This window comes from Halobacillus litoralis, from assembly GCF_020171725.1.
In the GTDB taxonomy this organism is placed as follows: domain Bacteria; phylum Bacillota; class Bacilli; order Bacillales; family Halobacillaceae; genus Halobacillus; species Halobacillus litoralis_F.
Genome location: NZ_JAIVAJ010000001.1, coordinates 611,598 through 633,386 on the forward strand (window position 1 = coordinate 611,598; position 21,789 = coordinate 633,386).

19 protein-coding genes are annotated in these 21,789 nt (G+C 47.0%); 9 read left to right on the forward strand and 10 right to left on the reverse strand.

The window, feature by feature from the left end; genetic code table 11:
- Positions 1 to 55: 55 nt before the first annotated feature.
- The gene (locus LCM20_RS03315; protein ID WP_225194000.1) at positions 56 to 904 is read right to left on the reverse strand and encodes a YitT family protein; all 849 of its coding nucleotides are present in this window, start codon (positions 902 to 904) and stop codon (positions 56 to 58) included.
- Between the two features lie 160 nt (positions 905 to 1,064).
- Between LCM20_RS03315 and LCM20_RS03320 the strand changes: the two genes are divergently transcribed.
- Positions 1,065 to 1,925 (forward strand): DegV family protein, encoded by an 861-nt coding sequence (locus tag LCM20_RS03320; RefSeq protein WP_225194001.1) that lies wholly within the window; start codon positions 1,065 to 1,067, stop codon positions 1,923 to 1,925.
- Between the two features lie 65 nt (positions 1,926 to 1,990).
- Positions 1,991 to 2,887: a DUF4349 domain-containing protein gene (locus LCM20_RS03325; RefSeq protein WP_225194002.1), complete on the forward strand. Its 897-nt coding sequence runs from the start codon at positions 1,991 to 1,993 to the stop codon at positions 2,885 to 2,887.
- A gap of 260 nt (positions 2,888 to 3,147) precedes the next feature.
- On the opposite strand, the gene LCM20_RS03330 is transcribed toward LCM20_RS03325, so the two are convergent.
- From LCM20_RS03330 to LCM20_RS03340, 3 genes are all read right to left on the reverse strand, one after another.
- Positions 3,148 to 4,596, reverse strand: a complete 1,449-nt coding sequence (locus LCM20_RS03330) for an alpha-amylase family glycosyl hydrolase (RefSeq protein WP_225194003.1) — start codon at positions 4,594 to 4,596, stop codon at positions 3,148 to 3,150.
- Between the two features lie 191 nt (positions 4,597 to 4,787).
- Positions 4,788 to 6,632 (reverse strand): asparagine synthase (glutamine-hydrolyzing), encoded by a 1,845-nt coding sequence (gene asnB / locus LCM20_RS03335; RefSeq protein WP_225194004.1) that lies wholly within the window; start codon positions 6,630 to 6,632, stop codon positions 4,788 to 4,790.
- 417 nt (positions 6,633 to 7,049) lie between these two features.
- The gene (locus LCM20_RS03340) at positions 7,050 to 7,409 is read right to left on the reverse strand and encodes a YisL family protein (RefSeq protein WP_225194005.1); all 360 of its coding nucleotides are present in this window, start codon (positions 7,407 to 7,409) and stop codon (positions 7,050 to 7,052) included.
- Between the two features lie 157 nt (positions 7,410 to 7,566).
- Between LCM20_RS03340 and LCM20_RS03345 the strand changes: the two genes are divergently transcribed.
- A complete protein-coding gene (locus LCM20_RS03345) occupies positions 7,567 to 8,766 on the forward strand; it encodes an ornithine--oxo-acid transaminase (RefSeq protein ID WP_225194006.1) in 1,200 nt (399 codons plus the stop codon).
- A 44-nt stretch (positions 8,767 to 8,810) separates the two neighbouring features.
- Here the strand turns inward: LCM20_RS03345 and LCM20_RS03350 are convergent, their stop codons facing one another.
- From LCM20_RS03350 to LCM20_RS03360, 3 genes are read right to left on the reverse strand one after another with little or no spacing between them, the layout of a single operon-like run.
- Positions 8,811 to 9,311, reverse strand: a complete 501-nt coding sequence (locus tag LCM20_RS03350) for a GDYXXLXY domain-containing protein (RefSeq protein WP_225194007.1) — start codon at positions 9,309 to 9,311, stop codon at positions 8,811 to 8,813.
- Positions 9,308 to 10,507 carry a DUF2157 domain-containing protein gene (locus LCM20_RS03355; protein ID WP_225194008.1) on the reverse strand — a complete coding sequence of 400 codons (1,200 nt, stop codon included), beginning with the start codon at positions 10,505 to 10,507 and terminating at the stop codon, positions 9,308 to 9,310. The genes LCM20_RS03350 and LCM20_RS03355 overlap by 4 nt, the downstream gene beginning before the upstream one ends.
- Positions 10,508 to 10,520: 13 nt before the next feature.
- Positions 10,521 to 11,711, reverse strand: coding sequence for a DUF418 domain-containing protein (locus tag LCM20_RS03360; protein WP_225194009.1), 1,191 nt, complete (start codon positions 11,709 to 11,711; stop codon positions 10,521 to 10,523).
- A gap of 96 nt (positions 11,712 to 11,807) precedes the next feature.
- Here LCM20_RS03360 and LCM20_RS03365 point away from each other — a divergent pair, with 96 nt between their 5' ends.
- Genes LCM20_RS03365 through LCM20_RS03390 form a run of 6 tightly spaced genes read left to right on the forward strand, consistent with a single transcriptional unit; the run spans position 11,808 to position 13,690 of the window.
- A complete protein-coding gene (locus tag LCM20_RS03365; RefSeq protein WP_225194010.1) occupies positions 11,808 to 12,029 on the forward strand; it encodes a spore germination protein in 222 nt (73 codons plus the stop codon).
- Between the two features lie 11 nt (positions 12,030 to 12,040).
- Positions 12,041 to 12,268 (forward strand): spore germination protein GerPB, encoded by a 228-nt coding sequence (locus tag LCM20_RS03370; RefSeq protein ID WP_225194011.1) that lies wholly within the window; start codon positions 12,041 to 12,043, stop codon positions 12,266 to 12,268.
- Positions 12,269 to 12,313: 45 nt separating this feature from the next.
- Positions 12,314 to 12,847: a spore germination protein GerPC gene (gene gerPC / locus LCM20_RS03375; RefSeq protein ID WP_225194012.1), complete on the forward strand. Its 534-nt coding sequence runs from the start codon at positions 12,314 to 12,316 to the stop codon at positions 12,845 to 12,847.
- A gap of 2 nt (positions 12,848 to 12,849) precedes the next feature.
- Positions 12,850 to 13,074, forward strand: a complete 225-nt coding sequence (locus LCM20_RS03380; protein ID WP_225194013.1) for a spore gernimation protein GerPD — start codon at positions 12,850 to 12,852, stop codon at positions 13,072 to 13,074.
- Complete coding sequence (locus tag LCM20_RS03385) at positions 13,067 to 13,420, forward strand: spore germination protein GerPE (RefSeq protein WP_225194014.1); 354 nt, start codon at positions 13,067 to 13,069, stop codon at positions 13,418 to 13,420. Before LCM20_RS03380 ends, LCM20_RS03385 begins: the two co-directional genes overlap by 8 nt.
- A 51-nt stretch (positions 13,421 to 13,471) precedes the next feature.
- On the forward strand, positions 13,472 to 13,690 hold the full coding sequence (locus LCM20_RS03390; protein ID WP_225194015.1) for a spore germination protein: 219 nt from the start codon (positions 13,472 to 13,474) through the stop codon (positions 13,688 to 13,690).
- Between the two features lie 570 nt (positions 13,691 to 14,260).
- On the opposite strand, the gene LCM20_RS03395 is transcribed toward LCM20_RS03390, so the two are convergent.
- The 3 genes from LCM20_RS03395 to addB are packed head-to-tail and all read right to left on the reverse strand — an operon-like array spanning position 14,261 to position 21,742.
- Positions 14,261 to 14,545, reverse strand: a complete 285-nt coding sequence (locus LCM20_RS03395) for an HNH endonuclease (protein WP_225194016.1) — start codon at positions 14,543 to 14,545, stop codon at positions 14,261 to 14,263.
- Complete coding sequence (addA, locus tag LCM20_RS03400) at positions 14,529 to 18,242, reverse strand: helicase-exonuclease AddAB subunit AddA (protein ID WP_225194017.1); 3,714 nt, start codon at positions 18,240 to 18,242, stop codon at positions 14,529 to 14,531. Before addA ends, LCM20_RS03395 begins: the two co-directional genes overlap by 17 nt.
- Positions 18,236 to 21,742 carry a helicase-exonuclease AddAB subunit AddB gene (gene addB, locus LCM20_RS03405; protein ID WP_225194018.1) on the reverse strand — a complete coding sequence of 1,169 codons (3,507 nt, stop codon included), beginning with the start codon at positions 21,740 to 21,742 and terminating at the stop codon, positions 18,236 to 18,238. Before addB ends, addA begins: the two co-directional genes overlap by 7 nt.
- Positions 21,743 to 21,789: the final 47 nt, after the last annotated feature.

Genomic DNA, 21,789 nt, shown 5'->3' on the forward strand with positions numbered 1-21,789 from the left:
TCTTTCTCTTGTATTTATTCCATTAGTCGTATTTCCCACCAAAAACGTTACACGATTATTCTTCTTTTCGAAAGAATCCAAAGATACCTGTCGTTTGTACGATATTTGTGAAGGCATTTGGATCGACTTCATTAATGACATGCTGCAAACCATACAATTCATAACGTGTAATGACCATCACTAACATGTTCTTGTCTTCTTGTGTAAATGCTCCTCTCGCTGGTAATGTCGTAATGCCCCGGACCATTTGTGCATGGATGGCCTTCTCGAGCTCTGGTGCTTTCGTCGTAATAATCATAGCTGTCAGTTTTTCGTGACGAGTATGGACCGCATCAATAACACGTGTCGTCACATAAAGTGTGAGCAACGTATACAATGCGTTCTCAGGTTCGTATAGGAAACCAGCTAAGACGATGATTACACCATTGATCATAAGGAAGTAAATTCCGATTGGACGGTCTTTCATGCGAGACAGAATCATCGCAATGATATCCAGACCGCCTGTTGAAGCCCCCCATTTCAAGGTTATACCGACACCAACTCCTCCAAGCACACCGCCGAACACGGCGTTCAAAATAATGTCACCGGATAGTTGTTGAACGGGTACAATCTCAAGAAACAGTGTCGTGAAGGCTACAGAAACGGCACTGTAAACGGTAAAACCTTTCCCTACCTTGTACCACCCTAAAATGGCTACCGGTATGTTAAGTATGAAGAGAATGAGACCTGTACTGATTCCAGGTATTCCCGCGAAATCGGTCAGAATACTCGTTAAGAGCTGAGCGATCCCTGTAAAGCCGCTTGCGTAAACATTTGCTTCGATTAAGAATAGATTTAAGGATACGGCATTGAAGACGGCACCTAATAGTACAATCAGAATACGTTTAATTTCGACAGTAAACAATAAAAAACCTCCCTACGAACCTCGTCTCTTCTTTTTTATCACCCGTTGCTGGTAAAATCAAGCGCTTATTAAAGATTATTACATAGATAACACGATTGTTTTGACTATCTGAGAGATTGTGCCTAAACTAAAATTAAATCAAAATAAGCAGGTGACCATTATGAATGTAAAAATCCTATGTGACTCCGCCTCCGATTTATCGAAAGATGTTCTGGAAAAGAACAGCATTCAGTCTGTTCCACTCAGAGTGACCATTGATGGGCAAGAGTATGAAGACGGACGAACGATTTCACCGGTTGAAGTATTCGAGAAAATGAGAAACGGCGGTGCACCGAAAACATCACAGGTATCCCCTCAAGCTTTCAAAGAGGTGTTTACCTCTTTCGCGGAAGAAGGACAGCCGTTTATCTACTTCGCTTTTTCTTCTGAACTTTCCGGTACGTATCAAACGGCCAAGATGGTCGAACAGGATGTCAAAGAAAAATATCCTGAAGCGAAGTTTGACGTGATCGACACGAAAGCTGCTTCACTCGGATACGGCTTAGTCGTCATGAGAGCCGCTGAAGCTGCACTGGATGGAAACAGCTATGAAGAAGTATTGGAACTCGGGAACTACCACGCCCACCATATGGAACATATTTTCACCGTGGATGACCTTGAATATCTGTACCGCGGAGGACGCGTCAGTAAAACCGCAGCCTTTGTCGGGACATTACTCAAAATCAAACCCTTATTACATATGGAGGATGGCAAACTGATTCCTCTTGAAAAGATTCGCGGATCCAAGAAAGTATTGAAGCGAATGGTTGAAGTGATGGGGGAACGAGGTGTACAACTGGAAAACCAGCGTATTGCCATTAGTCACGGAGACGATGCGGAAACAGCTCAACATCTGGCAGATATGATTCAACAGGAATACGGGTATCGCGATATTCATATCGACTTGATCGGATCTTCCATCGGAGCACACGCCGGTCCTGGCACCATAGCACTCTTTTTCTTAAATCAACCTTACAGATAACTATTCCCTGATGAACGTAACCTAACCCTCTTTGATTCGACTAATGTACAAAGGGGGTCTTTTTTATGAAAAAAATCATCATCATGATGGCATTGATGTTGGCGATGGCAGCCTGCAGTCAGAATGGGGGCGAGGAAAGCGCAACAGAAGGTGAAAGCATTCAGGATACTTCAAGTGATGAAGCCGCTACAAACGGGCTTTCTGATCCACCTGCTGAAAGCGGAGATTCAGAGACAGGAAACAGTGAGAATTCCATCATCGACCAATCGGGAGACAGAATGCTCATCTATCATGCGGTCATTGAACTCGAGACCGAAGATTATGAAGGGTTCAGGGAGCGATTGGATCAGCGGATGGAACAGAATGAAGCCTATATCGTAGAGGCGAACGTAACCAAAGGAGACCGCAACCTCAGAAGTGGTCAAATACGCCTCAGAGTTCCTCAACAGAACTTCGAAGCGATGATCGGTCAATTAGAACAAATCGGGGATTCCATTATTTCCGAGAATATATCTGGCCGAGACGTGACCGAACAGTATGTCGACCTTGAATCACGCCTTGCGGCTAAGGAAAAAGTAGAAGGACGACTGCTCTCTTTTTTGGATGAATCCACAGCCACAGACTCATTACTAAAAATTTCGCAGGATTTAGAGCGCATTCAGTCAGAGATAGAAGTGCTGAAGGGCAAAATGAACTACCTGCAGAATCAAAGTGATTTCTCTACCATTACGCTGCAAGTAACGGAAACGACGCTCGTAGTAGGAGAAGTCGGCGGAACCTCTCAACAGACGTGGGACCGTACCAAGCAGGCGTTTGTCAGCTCTATTAATGGATTGATGACATTCCTGTCTTGGTTATTCGTAACCATTGTCGGTTATTCTCCGATTCTCATTCCTATTCTTCTTGTTGCTGGTTTCATCTGGTACAGAAAGAGAAAGCGTATGGAAGAAGAGTCATCCTAGTCACTCAGGGGGCCTTGTGCGAATCCACCGGGCTCCTTTTTCCTACTCAATTGGATTGCGAAGATTTGAAAGTAAGATTCAAGCTATTCAGTCCGCGAAATGCTGATTAATCTTTTTATCTACGCTTCTTCTCTCTCAAGTATTGAAACGTCGTTTATATCCTTCTCAACTAGTACTCACACTGTTTCAGTCCTATCATAGTGCCGGAACTTCAGTATTTTCTACGAAAAAAGCACCTTCCTGAGAAAGGTGCTCTATGGTTATTCTTTTCTGTTCTTTATACTGATTGCGGTTACCGCTATGACAAATAGTCCGAGCACGCCTCCGACGAAGCCGATGAACAGCCAGTTGTATCCCCCGTCTTCTTCTACAACAAACACATCTGCCGTTTCACGCTCCATCGCGATTCGATAACTGCCATCGCTCTGCTGACGGACAATGCCGTCCTGTAATAATCCTCTAAGCTGCTGACCATCCCCGAGGTGATCGACTACTGCCACCTTCGTTTCAGGCGCGTTGTTGATTGCGACAATCATCGATTGTTCTTCATACGTCCGCTCAAAGACGGTTAACCCGTCTTCTTCATGCAAAACGTTAAAATCACCTTGAGCTAGAGCTGGGTATTGCTGTCTCATCGACGTGACGTTTTCAATTCTCTCTTTGATCTGTTCGTCCGAAAGCTTGAAATTCATCATGCGGATGTTCCCGACGGTTCCCCCGTCATCCAACGGAACTTCTGTCCCATAATTCATCACGGGAATACCAGGAGATGTGAATAGATACGTCAGAGCAAGTTTCCATCTCGTTGTCGGATTAAGTTCCTGTTCAACAGCGAGGTGAGTAAACCGCTGATTCGTTTCGTCATCAATCGCATGCAGCCACACAACCTCTTCATCCCCTGCTTGCTGCAGCAAATCGTTTAATCCGGACATCGGCTGTCCGAACTGTTGAAACGTCTCACGGATCATTTGTTGGTATTCTGGCACCATCACTCCGTCAAGCCACTCTACAGACGCTTCCGAAGGCTGTTGGTTCGTGTACAAAAAGAATTCTTCTGGTACCGCTTGCGAAATGGATTGATATAAGCCGGCATCCACGTCATCTCCAATCAACCTGAATCCGTCTACTCCAGTTTCCTGTGCCCAATATTCAGCTGTTTCCTGCATATAGGCTTGAACTTCAGGCTTTTTGGTATCTAGTTTATGAAGACCGGACTGCCCCTCATCTGCACGATCTAAAAACCATTCTTCTTTTGACGCGTCATCCAACCAAGGATGTTCTGGAGAAACATCCTTTATAACAAAATCGAGCACCACTCTCATATCACGCTCATTCGCTTCCTCGACAAGTCCTTGCAGCGTCTCCATCGTACCGAAACGCTCTTCAACAGACCGGAAGTCGTCCACAGCAAGCCCTCCGAAATCTGCACTCCCTGTGACTGGCGACAATTGAATGGTTGTGAAGCCGAGTTCTTTTATGTAATCGAGTTGATCGGTTACCCCTTGTAGATCTCCTCCATGATAGGCTTCTGGATCATTCAGGCTTGTCTCCTGGTCATTTCCATTATCCCCATTCATAAAACGGTCGATCTGTATTTTATAGACACTTTCACTTTCCCACTGCCGATCGATGGAACTGGCAGCGCTTACGGTCGTGAAAGAACTGACAAACATAAGGATGATCGATAGACACACGGTCATACTTTTCATCATCCCGCCCCCTTTGATAAGTTGTGTTAAAAACCTCACCACCTTAGAGTATCTCTTCTCGGGAGTGGACGTCAATCTCGCACGAAAGGTTTTCACAATCTTACACAAATTGATCACAACTTTTCAGCAGGGTTACACCATAAATAGAAAAAGTTCCGACCATCTCCCATGATGATCGGAACGTTACGCAATTATACGAATCTCACTTTATACGTCTCGAGCCAGTGGTTGATTTGACATAGATGCGCAATCAACTGCGGCCCTGTCATCAACTGACCGAACCACGGGGTATCGATCGAATTCCCTTTTGACTCGTTCAATTCCCGGATCCTCTCACGGTCAAAAAGCTCAAACAGAGGGGCCTTTTGGTCGGTCAAAATTTCTTCCATCCATGAACACACGGCTTTCGTGTAGTCAGGATGGAACGTTTTGGGATACGGGTTTTTCTTCCGGAACAAAACTTCATCCGGAAGCACTCCTTTCAGCGCCTGCCTCAGCAACCCTTTTTCCTGATCGCCGAAATGCTTCATGTCCCAAGGAATATTGTAGGCATACTCTACAATCCGATGGTCACTGAACGGAACGCGGACCTCGAGGCTGGCCCCCATACTCATGCGGTCTTTTCTTTCAAGCAGTGTCTGCATGAACCAATTCATATTTAAATAGGACATGTGTTTGTGCTTCTTCGCTGCTTCTGTCTCACCATCCAAGAGAGGCGTTTCATCGATGGTTTCCTGATAACGTTTCAGCATGTAAGCTTCAATATCAATCTTTTCATTCCACTCGTCTCGAATGAGGGATTTCCTTTCATCCAATGAGCGAATCCACGGAAACCCCTTGCGCTCCTGGTCCTCTTTTCGATAGAACCATGGGTAGCCGCCGAAAATTTCATCGGCGCATTCACCTGAAAGGGCAACGGTCACGTAGGATTTGATGTTCTCGCAAAACCATAACAGGGAAGAATCGACATCGGCCATCCCCGGAAGATCCCTCAGCTCCACGGCTCGCTTTAAACGGGTTACCAAGTCTGAAGTATCCGCCTCCATGACGGTATGCTCCGTTTTATGCTGATCCCGCACCATATTGATGTATGTCTCGTCACGATCCGGCTGAAACGCATTTTTCTTGAAGTACTTTTCCTGGTCTTTGTAATCGATGGAGAACGTTTGTAGTGGTCCTTCCCCTTCTCGCTTGTATTGCTCCGCCGCTACCGCGGTAATCGCGCTGGAGTCTACTCCTCCTGATAAAAAGGTGCCAAGTCGCACGTCAGACACCAGTTGGCGCTCAGAAGCATCAATAAAGAGTTCACGTACTTTCTCTACCGTCTGTTCGAAGGAGTCTTGATGGGGCTTGCTCTCGACGTTCCAATAGCGTTCAATCGACAGCTTCCCCTTCTCCCATGTTGCCCGGTGCCCTGCTCTCAGCTCATGAACGCCACGAAAGATTCCGTGTCCAGGCGTTCTCGAGGGACCGAGGGCGAGGATTTCCTGAATCCCTTCTGATGTCACAACCGGCTCCACATCAGGATGTGCTAGAATGGCTTTCATTTCCGAAGCATATAAAAGACCATTGGACTGAGGACTATAGAATAGAGGCTTCACACCCAGCCGGTCGCGGGCGATAAATAGTCGTTCTTTCTTTTTCTCCCATATGCTGAAGGCAAAGATCCCGTTAAAGTGGTTTACGCAATCTTCTCCCCATTCCATGTAACTCACAAGTACGACTTCTGTATCCGAGTGAGAAGAGAAATTCCACCCTTTCGACCGGAGGGTGGTACGTATTTCATCGGTATTGTACAGCTCTCCGTTGTAGCAAAGAATATAATGCTCATGGTTCGTTCTCCGCACCATCGGCTGCTTCCCCCCAGAAGGGTCGACGACGATCAACCTTTGATGCCCGAGCGCTGCCGGTCCCTCCACCCACTTCTGGTAATCATCCGGACCACGGTGGCGTAACGTGACAGCCATTTGATCCAAAATTTCCTCTTTATTTCGTTTCTCCGGGTTTTGTTGTATCCAACCTACGATTCCACACATCCAGCTACACCTTCCTTCTTATAAGAAATGCCTTATTTTTCTTTCTTAAGTAAGAAGACATTACAACTAACCATATGTGTGGCAGGAAAAAATTATGATTCGACTTGACTTTATAAATGAGAATGATTATCATTATAAATGAAAACAACAATATACCGCTACCCCCAAACAAAAGCGGTCGATTAGACACCCCCTCTTAAGATCAAAGGCGCAAGTGCCCTGGGAGCTCCGACACGCATCAACAAAACGCCCGTAGGAAGATGAACTTTCCTTCCGAAGGGTGGGTTGTTGATGTCGCGAGGAGCTGGGCGCTGTAGCCGGACGTAGCTTATCCGGCATACGTGATCAACTAAATTTCCTTTGTTAAGATTTTCTAAAGAAAAAAACGGTGCGCCACTCGGGCGCACCGTTTTTTCTTTAAGCTGGTAGAATGCCAAGAGGCAGGAAGCCCCACCCTAGAATAATCGCTACAATCGCAGCAACTGTCAACGACAACCACCATGTTCCAGCGGGCTCACTTTTCTTAAGCTTGATGGATACAAGCTCCATAGAAGCAATGACCCAGATTCCTGCCAATACCTTTATGAATAATAGTACTTCGTAATTGGCATAGCTTGCGAACAACCATCCACCGGAGAATAAAATCACCAAATAAAGAACTCTTAAAATCATGTGAGAAATTTTTGCGGCTTTTTTCTTTTCAGATCGGTAAAAAGTTGTGACAAGTCCAACTAACACGAGGGCAAGAACCCACGACGTTATATGTAAGTGCGCCATCTTTCTTCCTCCTTTAAACTATATATTCTACGGATATAATACCATGAGTGAACGACAGATTCCTATAAAAAAGTCCAAGCTGAAAATATCTGACTAATGGGAAAGTTGAGAATAAACCTGTTATAATATAGGGAGAAAAAAGAAATGGAGGGATACGATGTCTGCTTTTACAAGTCAAAGCATCATTGATCAAACCCAGGAATTTGGTGCCAAAAACTATCACCCGCTGCCAATTGTCATTTCCAAGGCGGAAGGGGTTTGGGTGGAAGACCCTGAAGGAAACCGTTACATGGATATGTTGAGTGCTTACTCTGCTGTGAACCAGGGGCACCGACACCCGAAGATCATTCAAGCTCTGCAGGAACAGGCTGGACGCGTGACTCTTACCTCCCGCGCTTTCCATAATGATCAGCTCGGACCATGGTATGAGAAGATCTGTAAGATTACCAATAAGGAAATGGCTCTTCCGATGAACACAGGGGCTGAAGCTGTTGAAACGGCCATTAAAGCGGTCCGCCGATGGGCTTATGATGTGAAAAAGGTTCCAGAAGACCAAGCAGAAATCATTGCCTGTACGGGGAATTTCCACGGCCGTACAATGTCCGCCGTTTCGCTTTCCTCTGAAACCGAATACAAGCGCGGCTTCGGTCCGATGCTTCCTGGTATCAAAATCATCCCTTACGGAGATGCTGAAGCGTTGAAAGAAGCGATCAACGAAAACACAGCCGGATTCCTTCTCGAGCCGATTCAAGGAGAAGCAGGAATCGTCATGCCTCCAGAAGGGTTTCTGAAGGAAGCCTATGACATCTGTCAAAAAGAAAACGTGCTGTTCATCGCTGATGAGATCCAGGCCGGTCTCGGCAGAAGCGGTAAAATGTTCGCGTGTGACTGGGAAGATGTAAGTCCGGATATGATGATTCTGGGCAAAGCGCTTGGTGGAGGTGTCTTCCCGATTTCATGTGTCGTAGCGAACAAAGACGTGTTAGGGGTATTCAACCCAGGCTCACACGGTTCCACATTCGGTGGTAATCCACTTGCCTGCGCTGTCTCGGTCGCTTCATTGGAAGTCATTGAGGAAGAAAAGCTGGCAGAGCGCTCTCTAGAACTCGGAAACTATATGATCAACGAGCTCCGCTCCATAGAGAATCCGAAAATTAAAGAAGTACGCGGAAAAGGGCTGTTTATCGGCGTCGAGTTGACGGAGCCTGCACGCGGCTACTGCGAGGAACTGAAGGAGAAAGGGCTGCTCTGTAAAGAAACCCACCAGAATGTCATCCGATTTGCACCACCCCTCGTCATCGATCAAAAGGACTTGGACTGGGCAATCGACCAAATTAAAGAAGTTCTTAAACCATAACCTTAAAAAGAGCCGTTCTGGACCTATCCAGAACGGCTCTTTTCTTACTCAATCGAAGCAATTTTCTTCTGCCCCCACGGAGCGAGTACAATCGTTACGATACGATCGTCCATCCCTTCCCATTCACTTCCCGTATTCTCCTCTACATAATAACGGTCCATGCCAAGGTCTACGCGATACGTCTCGTTATACTGATCATGCCATTCCATCCGGGCATCCAATACGAGTTGTGCTTCCTGAGCATCCAATGGACCATCGGATGCCTTAACCAATTGGTACACCCCATCTTCCGCTCTCTCCACTAACAGGTTTACTTTCCCGCCTCGTTCGATATTTTCTCCTCCCTCCCACTTGGAGGAAGCGAAGTTCTCCACTTCATAATTTAAAATGACGTAATCACCATAGAACGGGTCTCTTGGATCTACAGGAGCCGTCCTGAGCTTAATCGTCTCTCCGAACGAATCCATTGCGTAGAACCCTGCTGACATGAGTACGAGAAACAAGATTTGTAAGGCTAGAAGAGAATAGATCCAAATCTTTTTCATTGCTCATCGCCTCCTTTATGGACACTTCTTCTCTTGCGCTCCAGTAAGAAGCTGAGGATAAACAGCAGAAGTCCTCCGAGTAGGAAGAATAGCGAGCGGTTCATGGAGTCCCATGCAAGTTGGAAATATGCGAGAAACGTTGTGAACAGAAACGCAGCTGTTCCCTTGTTGACCCACCGGCTGACCTCTGTTCGATAGCCGAAAACGAGCCAAATCAGAGAGTAGATGAACAGGATTCCAAGAGAAAGCACGTCACCTATGGCAAATTTAAAGACTGGGACAAATAGAAGTAAGTCCACCCAGTAATAGTTTGTCGAGCTTAGAGCCGCCCGGATGACAGCGCCGACAAACAGAACGGCCCACACTAAGAAGAACAGAAAGCTTGACTCTGTTGCCCGCGAAATCCACTCTTCCCCTAAAAGGAAAACACCGATGACATGTAGGAAGAAAACAGCTGTGACACTCATCGTCTTAAAGACACGCAGCTGACCTTTGTTTACAACCAAATCATCGATCAAATACAGCACCAGGAAGAAAACCATCAGCCAGTAATAATGGAGGTCTTCGCTCATGACAAGGATGAGGGACTGAATTAAGAAAGAAGCTCCGAACAGCGTTGTCAGGATCGTGTCCTTCATTTTGTAAACAGACAGCCCCAGCCCGATCAGGAACAAGCCGGCAGAAAGCCAATGAAGTTGTTGAAAAACGAAACCACTGTAAATCTGTCCTGTTGTAAGGATGATCACTGTCGCCACAAAGAACGTTTTTTCTTTGCTCAAGTAGAATAACCCATAAGCTGCTACACTCCATATAAGAAAAGGAAACGCGCTGTAGGACGTGTAGTGGTACATTTGTCCAACTAAAAATATGCCTGCTCCAAAAATTAAAAGAGCGATAAGGAAAAAGCTGATGCCGAGCGGTTTTGAATATTTAGCGTACACTCGTTCACCAGAAACATAGAACGCTGTGAGGAAGAAAACAATCAACCCCATTCTCAAAAGGTCGTCCATGTCAGACCAGTTCGACGCGATGAACGTCAGGAAGCTGAGCCCGATGAAAATGGCAGCGAACGTAAGAAGAAGAGGCTGATGCCTTCTCTTAGGGTATCGTTCCAAGAGCTGTTGTCGCTGGTCCTCTGTAATGATCTTTTCTACGACCCACTTGCTGCTTTCTTTGGAGATTTGATTGCGATTCATACGCTTCACTCCTCTAGGATGCGACTGTTGATTTTCGTTTCAAAGGTTGTTTCTTTCCGTAGGTTAACGTCCTCCATAACCACTCCAGAGGGCCGTATTTATATTGGCTCAACCAAAGCTTGCTTAAGACAACCTGCAAGGAATAGATGGCTATGACCAGTATGAAACTCCAAAGCGGCGAAACCTGTCCGTAAAGTCCAAATCCAACCGAGTAGAACAGAATGAAGCTGACGATCGATTGGAAGATATAGTTAGAAAGAGACATCCTCCCTACCCAAGTCAGTGGATAAGCGAGGCGTTTCCCGGTATCCGTTCTGAACAAAAGAGTGATCGACAGGACATAAAAGACCGCTGATGCGGATCCTCCAATGTTGTCCTGCATCATCTGCATCCAGGAAGGGTTACCAACTATGTACGGACCTGCTTTGAACAGAAGAAACAGAATACCGGTCACGATCCAAGTCGTTTTGATAGCAGAAAGGTGCTCACTCGGTGCATGCAGCCACTTTTTCTTACATACTGCCATCCCGAATAGAAACATAGGAATCAAAGTGAGCGCGAGGAAAGGCAGGTTGGCCGGGCTGTTGGCATAACTCCAGTCCACCCAGTTCTGATGCCAAATGTCCGTGATTCCACCATTTCCATAGTTATCTCTTGCTTGTTCGATTGCAGCGTAGTTGGTCGTATTCCCGATCATGTCTCTGACTGAATATAATAGAAGCGTGAACGGTACGACAATCATCATCAACATGCCGATTCCCCAGATGACTAATGTTTTAGCTTTTGCCCGGAAAAAGAAGAACAGGAACATGCCGAGTACTCCATAGGATAATAAGATATCGCCATGCCAAATCAGAAAAGCGTGGATCAAACCGAAGCCGATCAGAACCATCAACCGGCGGAAGATGATCGGACGGTACGAGACTTGGCGATCATCCAGACGTTCCTTCATCATCTGCATGCCAAATCCGAACATCAAAGAAAAAAGTGTATAGAAGCTGGCTTGGAAAAATATATCGATAAAACTCTGGACCGCCTGGCTGACTGAAGAAGGCCAGAACTCCCCAGCTCCTCCATATAAGAAATATGGTGCATTAAAGGCTGGCACGTTCACCATGAAGATGCCAAGAATGGCGAGCCCTCGTGCAGCATCGATCCAGTCGAGCCTTTCTGATTCTTTCACAGGTGCTGCGGATGATTTCATTTTGTTCCTTCCCCCTTTGTCTATATGTATTTATTTTACTTCCATTCCGTAATGATGACAATTAAGTTTCATAATATAGGATAAAGGAGTTTTGTTATGCCTGCTAAAGTAGGGGTCGTTAAAGTGATTACGCTGTCTTCTTCAAGTATATTTAACATCGGCGACGTGTATAATATGTCCCCTCAAGCCTGGGTCAAAACATTTGCTGGCGGGGGTTCCTTCAATACAGGGACCGGGATTAAAATTGATATACAACGTTCAAACACGTACGTGAATGATTCAGAAGTGATGGATCAATCGATATTGGATAATGCATAGGAGGGATGACGATGGCATGGACCGTGCATCAATGCATCAACATCAATATACTGAGAATCGGATCTGTTTCAAACTCGTCTATCGTTCAAATTGGCAGCTCAGGGGTCATTCAAGCGAAGTCAGACCTTTTCAATACCGGCGCTTTCACAGAACCCGCCGCTCCTGCCCAACCGGCTGGAGGCTCCATTTCGACAGGTGAAGCCGAAGCCGCTCCCCTTGTCCCCCTCTCGTTAACATAGTCCTGAACCTTCTCGCATAAATTGGTGGTGAAGGAGGGATTTCATTTGAATTACTATGGATGGCAGTCTTATATTCAACAGATGATGAACCAGATTGAACGCCAGCAGCAGCTGATTCAGCAACTTCAACAGCAAATTGACGACCTATCCTCGAATGAAAAACCTCAAACCGTCATTGAGAAAATCGAATACCATTTTGATCAACTTAAAATCGAAACGCTCGAAGGGACGCTTCAAATTGGACTAACACCGAATGGATCGGATGTTCAAGAACTGACGGATTTATACGGCAGTCAACAACCAAAACCCGCCAAGCCGATGCTCCACTCCCTTCAGGAGTATATGACCAATGACATTCCCATGTGGATGAACCAATATACACGTGATCACGATATTCCCATCAACGAGGAACATAAAGAAAGAGTTCTTACCGATGTAAAGCGGCAACTCCCCGAAAGAGTCAACCTGTACAAAGAAAAAAATCCTGATGCTGACGAGACCGCCCTGCTTCATCAAATCCAAACGGAAATCCAGCGGTCGATGGCTGCTTATTTTGACAGTTTAAAAGGAGATGATTAACGGTGAACTTTATCGTTCATAACTATGGTCTTCAAGTAGGCCGCATCCACGTAACAGGCGTCACCTCCTCCTCGACGCTCCTCATCGGGGATACCGAAACCATCCGTCTCCAGTCTTTTTTTGATACGCCGCCCGAATCTTTGATTATCGGCCCATTTCCTGGTGAAGAAGAATTCTCTGGTGGAGGTGAGGTGACTGTAGATGAAGAGAATGGTGTACTTGAATGAAATTGACGTCATTTCGACCCTCATCTCTTCTGGTATCCTAATAGGAGATGTGAACTACCTTACACCTTCTTCCAATGTTGTCGCTGTCCAGGCCGAACAACCGGAAGGACTGGATAAGCTCATCACCTTTGAAAATTTTGATGTATTTACTGCTGAACCCTCTGAATTTCTCCCTCCAGTGAATGTGGAAACTTTCTTTTATTCGAACCAACCTATATACGTTGATGCTTTAGATGTCTTTAGCGCCTCTACCTCTGGCGTTATTCAAGTTGGCGGAACCGGTCATGTGCACAGTATAGCGAGAACAAAACACATCAGGCGCCTTGATGAAGAACCAACCTTCTAGGCGACGCATAGCTTGAGAGTATGGACCAAGTCCTGTAAAGGAGGATGTTATATGCCAGCAATTGTTGGCCCTGTCAGCATCAACAGTGTTGGCGGTGGTGTCGTCAACTTCGGTGATTCGTTTTACTTATCACCTAAAAGTACAGGAAAGACCAACGCCGGTTCAGGAGCGTTAAACACCGGCAACTGGATTATTACAAATAACGGGGTCAGTTCCACCAATCCATTCGATCCTGATATCAATGACCAAAACGTCACAGCCAATGCATGATCTTTCACTAAATAAAAACAGGACGACATCATCATGTCGTCCTGTATCTGGTTGTTGAGAAAGGTTCTGGATGAGATATAGTGGAGCGTGGGGTGGAAAATAACTCGCTTTCCGGCGGCGGCCCAACAGGACGTTGGGTCGTTCGACGTTGCCAAACGACTTGGCGGTTTTAGTTCGAACATCCTTGTTCCTTTGGGTTCGATCTCGCCGTTGTCCGTGCATCCCGCTGTAGTCTCGCTATTTTCCACCCCACTTTGCCATAACAATGGGTCCAGAACCGAGCGGCGATAAGTAGAGACGATTCAGAGTAATCATCGTCTTTTCCAGATGATAGCATAAGAGGTTCCGTCTCCCCTTCATAAAGGTGTTGGCGAAACAGCGAGACTCCTGTGGGAGCAGAGTACAGATGAGACCCCACAGCGACCGAAGGGAGCGAGGAGACTCAGCGGACGCCCACGGAAAGCGAGTTGTTTCGCCAACACCGCTTTTCAAACTTTATGAGAACCGATAGGACTTTCTCGACAGCCTGAAACAGGACGACATCTTCATGTCGTCCTGTTTGCAGTGGAGCTATCTTTTCTTCCTATTCGATTTGCGAGTTGTGATCCGCTTCTCCGGGTCCTGTTTCTTCACCCAGCAAAGGTACTTGATCATGTCCGGGTGATCGGCTAAGCGCTCAAGCGTATGGTAAAACGCTGCTAATTCAGCATTTGTAAACAGCGCATGAATCTGACGGTGACATGCACCGCAAAGCCAGGCCGTCGGTCCCTCCACTCCACCGAACTCTCTCGGTATTAAGTGGTGCTCCGTCGTTTTAAGCGGAGATCTCTTACATAATTCACATGTCTCCTCCATCACGTTCTACCTCCACAACAAGCGGTCCGTTGAAAAAGTATAAACAACTTCGATAGACGGGCTGCTTCCAGATTTTTTCGAGCGCTGTCGTATAGAGACGAAGTTGTGTACCATAGCGCTGTTTCATCTGTTCAGAAAAGACTTCAGGATCCTTAGTCACCGCATCGGATTTATAATCCATGATCATCCATCCATCTTTATAAGGAATCATGGCATCGATCACCCCTTGGATGAATACCCGCTCTTCTGCATTTCCCGTCCAGTCCTTATAGACTTCCCCCGCAGGGAGCGTCATACTGAACGGCACTTCCCGTTCGACGAGCTCTGCTTTCTGTACGAGTTCCCCTACCGTTGTTTCAAAGAAAGCGGCGATGGCATCATGATCGATGACATCCGCTTCATCACGAGTGAGCAGCTCTTTCTCCACTAGTTCCTCTACAAACTCTTCCACATCCGATGCCATCCAGCTTGTACTTAAAGGGATGTGCTGCATGACGGTGTGCATGGCACTCCCTTTTTCTGCACCGGTCAGCTGTTTGTTCTCTTGCATGAATCTTGGACGCTTCACGATCGGAGCACGATAAGGCACAAGAAGTTGGTCACTGGAGTATTCGTCCTTCGTCTCCCTTTGACGCTTAATCTCTGTCACCGTCTGCTTAGCTCTCGTTGTAGCCGCCTTTTCATACGGATACGTAAAGTCCAAACGGCTCACAACTTCCTCCTCAGCATTCTCAACCTCGACCAGCTCCCATTGGTGAACGGCCTTCTGGAGGTTGGCATCACGCTGTTCGATCTGTTCATCCAGAATGGCGAACTCACTGCCGTGGGCAATCGATACGTGCCACTCTGATTCATCTTTGTAAATCTCATCAGCCGTGGTGACATCAATTCCTCCGCGAAGATCAGCCGTGTGCTCATGACGGATCAATGCAGGTCCGACCCAATCCAAGTAGGACTTGGCATCCAATCGATCGTGAGGGGGGAGTACCCAGTTCTCTTCTTCAATGAAGGACAGCCATTTTTCTTGTTTTTTCTCAAAAGAGGCTACATTTCCGATCATCACAAGCTTCTCTTTGGCTCTCGTCAAGGCAACGTACAGGACTCGCATTTCTTCTGCGAGCATTTCCCGCCGCTTCGCCTGCTTTAGAGCATGATAAGCCAAGGTGGGGTACATCAACCGTTTTTCGGGGTTGATATATCTTGTTCCAAATCCATAATCTTTATGAAGCAAATAGCGGTTTTTCAAGTCCATCATATTGAATTGCTTGTCCATCGCTCCGAGGATCACAGCAGGAAACTCAAGTCCTTTACTCTTGTGTATCGTCATGATGCGGACGACGTCTTCCTGTTCTCCAAGAGCTCTTGCCGCTCCCAAGTCGTCTCCCCGCTCTTCCATCCGCTCGATAAAGCGAAGAAAACGGAACAATCCTCTGAAGGTCGTCGATTCGTAAGATCTCGCCCGGTCGTATAAAGCTCGAAGGTTCGCCTGACGCTGTCGTCCACCAGGCATCCCTCCGACAAAATCGTAGTACCCGGTTTCCCGGAATACATCCCAGATCAGCTCGGACAGTGCGCCTTGACGTGCACGCTCACGGAAGCTCTTCAGCATCGATGTGAATTCATCTACCTTTTGGCCGAGTTCGTCTCTTTCAGCATAGGCAAGCAACGCTTCATAATACGTCCCTTTTCTCTTCGACAACCTCAGCTTCGCCAACTCGTCTTCATTCAACCCGACAATTGGTGACTTCAGAACAGAAGCAAGTGGGATGTCCTGCATAGGATTATCGATCACCTTAAGCAGGCTCAGCATCACCTTGATTTCAATGGCTTCGAAGTACCCTGTCGAAAGCTCGGCATAAACCGGAATCCCTTGCTGCTTCAGCTCATCAACAATGGTGGAGGCCCAGGTCATCGACCTCATCAAAATGACGATATCCCGATATTGAATCGGTCTCTTCGTACCGGTTTCCTTATCGACGACTTCCATTGGAGCGGTCCCTTCATTCCCAAGCCACTCCTGAATCTTCCTACCGTAGGCACGAGCTTCAAGCTGAGCTTTCTCTAAATCTTTATACTCTTCATTCTCGTCCTCTTCTTCTTTCGACTCACGGTCGATCAGCAGTAATTCAGCTTTCGCATCACTCGACGTAAGCTCATCGTAAATCGTGTTGCTGTAAATCAACTCTGCCTCTTTTTCGTACTCCATCTCCCCAACTTCTTCATCGAGCACCTGGCGGAAGATATAGTTGGTTGCATCAAGTACTTGTTTACGACTCCGGAAGTTTCGTGCAAGATCGATGCGCTCTCCAAGAGCCGCCTGCTGTCCATAATCTTTATACTTGTTCAAAAACAACGAAGGCTCAGCATGACGGAAGCGGTAAATACTCTGCTTCACATCTCCCACCATGAACAGATGCCCCGCCTGCTCGCTGTCTGTCAAGAGGCGTAGAAGCGTCTCCTGTACCAAGTTTGTATCCTGGTATTCGTCAATCAACACCTCTGAAAATTGCTTGTGAAATCCTTCTGCTACACTTGACGGCACGGGGTTGTCAGGCGTTGATTGTTCATCGAGTAAGATTTGAAGGCAGTAGTGCTCCAAATCAGAAAAGTCGACGATCGCTTTTTCTTTCTTCATTTTTTCATAACGATCCTTGAAGTCTTTCACAAGGACCGCAAGCTGTTTCAGCACTGGGTGAAGCTCATGCATGTCCTTCAGGTAACTCGTTAGCGAGCGGTTAAACCATTCGTCTTTCATTTCGTTCCAACGCTTTTTGTACCGGTCGCGTATCTTCTTCGCCTTCTCTTTCTTCGTCTCGTCGCATTCCATCTTTTTACGCGACAGCGAAGCGAACTTGGCTCCTGACATATACGTTTGCAGTTCTTCCCAAGAAACGGCAAGGGCTCCTTTCGCCTGTTTGACCATCTCAAGGTCTGAGTCTGCCGTTTCTGCGTACGTGTATGGACCATCCGGCTCTCTTGTCAGCTCCAGAAACTTGCCGATGTCAGCTTCCAACGCTTTCAACTGACTGTCGACTTCCTGTTTGAGAAGATTCAACCACGTAAGCTCTTCTTCCCCTTCCACCTTCGCTACGTCGTACATGGCGACCATCTCGTCCAACCATGCGTCCGGCCAAGGGTTCTGAGTTGCGAAGGTGTAAAGGTCAAGCACCAGCTTCTCAACGTCCAAGTCACTTCGGTCACTTGAGAACCGTTCGACGACGTCAAAGAAACGCTGCTGTTCCTCCCCTTCTCTTCCGTACCAATCCTCAAACAACTCTTCCAATACTTCCTGCTGAATCAGATCGGACTCCACCGTATCGGCAATTCGAAATCCAGGGTCGATATCGAGTGTGTAAGCATTCCGCCTGACCACTTCCATACAAAACGAGTGCAGCGTCGAAATGGAAGCGTTCTGGATTAACGAGAGCTGCTTTTTTAAGTGATGAGAACCGGGGTCCTCCTCAAGGGCTTTGGCAAGGGCCTGACCTACTCGGTTTCTCATTTCTTGAGCTGCGGCATTTGTAAAGGTTACGACGAGCAGGGAATCGATATCCACCGGGTTTTCCCTGTGTAGCAGCTTCTGAATAATCCGCTCCACAAGAACCGCCGTCTTCCCTGATCCTGCCGCAGCGGCTACGAGAATGTCTGAGCCGTGCGAATAGATGGCACGCTCCTGTTCTTTTGTCCAACTTACCATTTCGGCTCCTCCTCTCCATCCATCATTCGTTTCAATATTTCTTCATCTTTCATGTCCTGCAACTTGCGGTATTCATTTTCTTCAAGTGTCGGATCGAACTGACACACCGATCGGTAAGGGCAGAAACCGCAGGCCACCTGCTGCTTCTCCTGATAAGGGTTGAGCTTGATCTGCCCGTTCGTGATGGTCGTACCTGCATCCTGCATCAATTTACGGACGTAGCGGTTCATCTGCTGGAAGCGTTCCTGATCGGCCGTTTTCGAGCTTTTATAAAATCCGCCATTCGCCTTCAGCCCTGCTGGAATGATTTGACTCTGTCCTTTTTCAAGTCCTGTATCCATCATTTGGACGATCCGTTCATTCTCAAGCAGGAGTCCCTGCATTTTGAACTTCTTCAAAATCTCTTCCTCGATTTCCTGATCCTTGAGCATCTGCTTGCCTGTAATCATCGGGTTGTGTACGTGGAAGTAAAGAACGCCCGCAGGAGAGGCCGTTGTGCCCAGCCACTGCTCTGCATTCGAGAGAACGACATCTAAATACGCAAGCATCTGCAAGGATAAACCATAATAAACCTCTAACAGACTAAGCCCCTTCGCACTGGATTTATAGTCTACAATCCGTAAATACAACTCTTCATCTGACAAGGCACGGTCTACACGGTCAATCCGGCCCCTCAGCATCAGCTCATAGCCATTCGGAAGATCCAGACTAAGAGGAGGAAGTTCTCCTTTTTCCCCCATACCAAAGCCAAGTTCCAACCCTACAGGGGAGAAATGACTCTGCCTTGCCTGTTCACTCAGAACAAACGTCGCCCTCGCAATGACACGCTGCAGTTTGTTTTGGATGTATTGATAACGGTTCGAGCTTTTCAAAATTTGATTTTGAAGGATGGGAGCCAGTTCAAGCGTCGCCTGCTCTGCGTATCGATCAGAATCCATCCTGTTCAACTGAGCGAAGTTGCGCCCTTCTCCCTGCACCCATTCCGTAATCTGCTTCAACGCTTCATGAAAGAGCTGACCGATATCCGGTGCATCCAGCTTGTATGTTTTTCTCTCCTCGAGACCTAGGCTGTGCCTCGCGAAGTATTGATAGGAGCAACGATGATACGTCTCAAGCCTGGAGACGCTCGTTTTCACTTGTTTCGGGAACATCTGCTTTGTCGTATCCTCCGAAAGGTCTGATGGTTTGTTTTGATAAAACAGACTTTGCAGCACACGATTGGTCAGCTGGTTCGGCTTCTCTTTGTTGATGTACCAATTCAAGACACCCCACCATACCGGATCCATCGCGTAGCCTTTCAAATAGCGGGCAAGCTGTGAGGTCAAGGCAGAGCGTGTTTTGGTCGGATTCGTAATAAAACGCCGTGCTTCATGTAAGTCATCAGGGTCCTGTAGTAATACGTGTTCTCTGCAATGGGGGAACCATTCTTCAACACGCTGAATGATCGGCGCTGGCAGCTTGGACTTCCCTTCTTCATTACTCAGTGGATAGCTGAGCCAGAGACGGTCCTTCGGCATCGTCATCGCTAAATAAACATAAAAACGATCATCCAAAAGCTGACGGTTACTTCCATCGGCAAGCTTCAGCCCATGCTCAGCCAGGAGAGCACGCTCCTGTTCTGAAATCATGCCGTCACTTGGTGGCTTCATCGGCCACATGCCGTCGTTGACTCCAATCAGGAAGCCGACCTTGACGCCAGTCATTCTGGAGCGGTCCACGCTTCCCACAACGACATGGTCCATACTTGGCGGTACGTGAGCGAATGTCAAAGCTTCAAGACCGCTCTCCATCGTATTGCGGAATACTTGAAGAGACATCGCATCCTCTCCAGCCATTTCCACCATCTCATCCAGAAGCTGCAGAAACGCATCCCATACCTGTTCCTGCTCACGTCCCCTCTCAATTCGACCACTTTCATCGTAATGGTTGCGCCACTTCTCCAACTGCTCAGGCACCCTTAGATGTTCGAGCCATTTATATATGACACGCGCTTTCTCTTCAATCGTCTTCACATTCCGTATGTCATGGTCAAAGGCCTCAAGAGCGTTCCTCACTTGCTGACGGTATGCGTTGATTCTTCTCTGTTTCTCTTTCTCTTCATCCGTCTGGGAAGCCTGCTCAAAGCCGCGGAACCGCTGATAAATCCAATCCCCATCAGAGAACCATTGGCTTCTTGAGCGAATTCCGTATTCGAGCACGTAATTTTCAAGTTCATCAATCGCATCTTCATGAAGTGGATAGCGGGAATCTGTTTTCGGTATGAACCCGGTTTTCAACAAACGGAATACGGCGTCATAACGAAAGTTTCCTTCCACGACATCCAAGCTTGAGCGGATCAGTTCGATCATCGGATGATTCAACATCGTCCGCTTTTCATCTATGAAAACTGGAATATCATAATCATCGAACAACGTCTCAATCAAACTATGATAGACGTCCGGTTCACGCATGAGAATCGCCATATCTTTATATCGGTACCCTTCTTCACGCACGAGGCGCAGCATTTCCTGTGCAACACCTTCTACCTCTGCGCGAGGGTGAACGGCTTCTGCAATCTGAATAGGGGCTTCTCCCTCAAAAACAGGGGCTGGCCGCTCATCGAAATAAGCTTCGATATGCTGAAAAGCCGGTCGATCTTTGAAACGGCCGCTCGTATGATCCAACTGTTCGACTTCTTCGACTTCCACACCGGCTTCGCGGGCTGTCTCTTTTAATGTCAAAAACGTTTCTTTCGTTTCATGAAACAGATCAAGCTCAGGGTTCACACCCTGATCTGGCGCTTCCGCAGTCAATGTAATATGAACTTTATCCACCTGCTTCAGCAGCGCTTCAATGACGACGATCTCCTGAGGAGTGAAGCTGTGGAATCCGTCGATGTAAACCTCAGCCCCTTCCAAAAAGGAGGCAAGCGGAATCTTCTCAGCCAAAAGCTGAAGTTGATCTTCACTATCTATGTACGTTCCACGAAGCGCATCCACCAGGCGGTCATAAATGTACGTAAGATCATCCAGCTTGTCACTCAACCCTTCCTCCTGACTCGTTTTATGAACAAACTGATCCAATACTTGCTTCTGTGCATGAAGATCCTCCGGTTCAATTCGGTATCTCTTGAATTCTGTAATCATGCCTTCCAACTGTTCGATAAAGCCTTGTTTCTCAATCGCCTTCTGAAAAACCTGCCAATCGGATGTCCGCTCCTCCACAATCTTTCTCAACATCATTTGTACACCAGTTGAGCTGATAAACTTCTTGGTACCTCCACCTGTTTCCTGAAGTACCCGCCAAGAAAGGCGTGAAAAGCTAAACACCTGTGCCCGGATCGATCCTTCCAATCCTTCTCTTTTCAGCAGGGCATATTCCTGCTGGAAGGTCATTTGGTCCGGGACGATATACAAAATAGGCTTTCCTTGTGGGTTTTGTTTCAATTTCTTTTCTATTTCATCCAGACACCGGATGCTCTTCCCAGCACCCGATCGCCCGACTAATAAGCGCATGCTCATCCGAACGACTCCTCTCTCTTCACGAAAATCTCTATTCTATCATTTTA

Bases quoted from the DNA above. Each gene is read 5' to 3' on its own strand.
- LCM20_RS03320 (WP_225194001.1), top strand. From the start codon at position 1,065: ATGAATGTAAAAATCCTATGTGACTCCGCCTCCGATTTATCGAAAGAT.
- LCM20_RS03325 (WP_225194002.1), top strand. From the start codon at position 1,991: ATGAAAAAAATCATCATCATGATGGCATTGATGTTGGCGATGGCAGCC.
- LCM20_RS03330 (WP_225194003.1), bottom strand. From the start codon at position 4,596: ATGAAAAGTATGACCGTGTGTCTATCGATCATCCTTATGTTTGTCAGT.
- asnB (WP_225194004.1), bottom strand. From the start codon at position 6,632: ATGTGTGGAATCGTAGGTTGGATACAACAAAACCCGGAGAAACGAAAT.
- LCM20_RS03340 (WP_225194005.1), bottom strand. From the start codon at position 7,409: ATGGCGCACTTACATATAACGTCGTGGGTTCTTGCCCTCGTGTTAGTT.
- LCM20_RS03345 (WP_225194006.1), top strand. From the start codon at position 7,567: ATGTCTGCTTTTACAAGTCAAAGCATCATTGATCAAACCCAGGAATTT.
- LCM20_RS03350 (WP_225194007.1), bottom strand. From the start codon at position 9,311: ATGAAAAAGATTTGGATCTATTCTCTTCTAGCCTTACAAATCTTGTTT.
- LCM20_RS03355 (WP_225194008.1), bottom strand. From the start codon at position 10,507: ATGAATCGCAATCAAATCTCCAAAGAAAGCAGCAAGTGGGTCGTAGAA.
- LCM20_RS03360 (WP_225194009.1), bottom strand. From the start codon at position 11,711: ATGAAATCATCCGCAGCACCTGTGAAAGAATCAGAAAGGCTCGACTGG.
- LCM20_RS03365 (WP_225194010.1), top strand. From the start codon at position 11,808: ATGCCTGCTAAAGTAGGGGTCGTTAAAGTGATTACGCTGTCTTCTTCA.
- LCM20_RS03370 (WP_225194011.1), top strand. From the start codon at position 12,041: ATGGCATGGACCGTGCATCAATGCATCAACATCAATATACTGAGAATC.
- LCM20_RS03390 (WP_225194015.1), top strand. From the start codon at position 13,472: ATGCCAGCAATTGTTGGCCCTGTCAGCATCAACAGTGTTGGCGGTGGT.
- LCM20_RS03395 (WP_225194016.1), bottom strand. From the start codon at position 14,545: ATGGAGGAGACATGTGAATTATGTAAGAGATCTCCGCTTAAAACGACG.
- addA (WP_225194017.1), bottom strand. From the start codon at position 18,242: ATGGTAAGTTGGACAAAAGAACAGGAGCGTGCCATCTATTCGCACGGC.
- addB (WP_225194018.1), bottom strand. From the start codon at position 21,742: ATGAGCATGCGCTTATTAGTCGGGCGATCGGGTGCTGGGAAGAGCATC.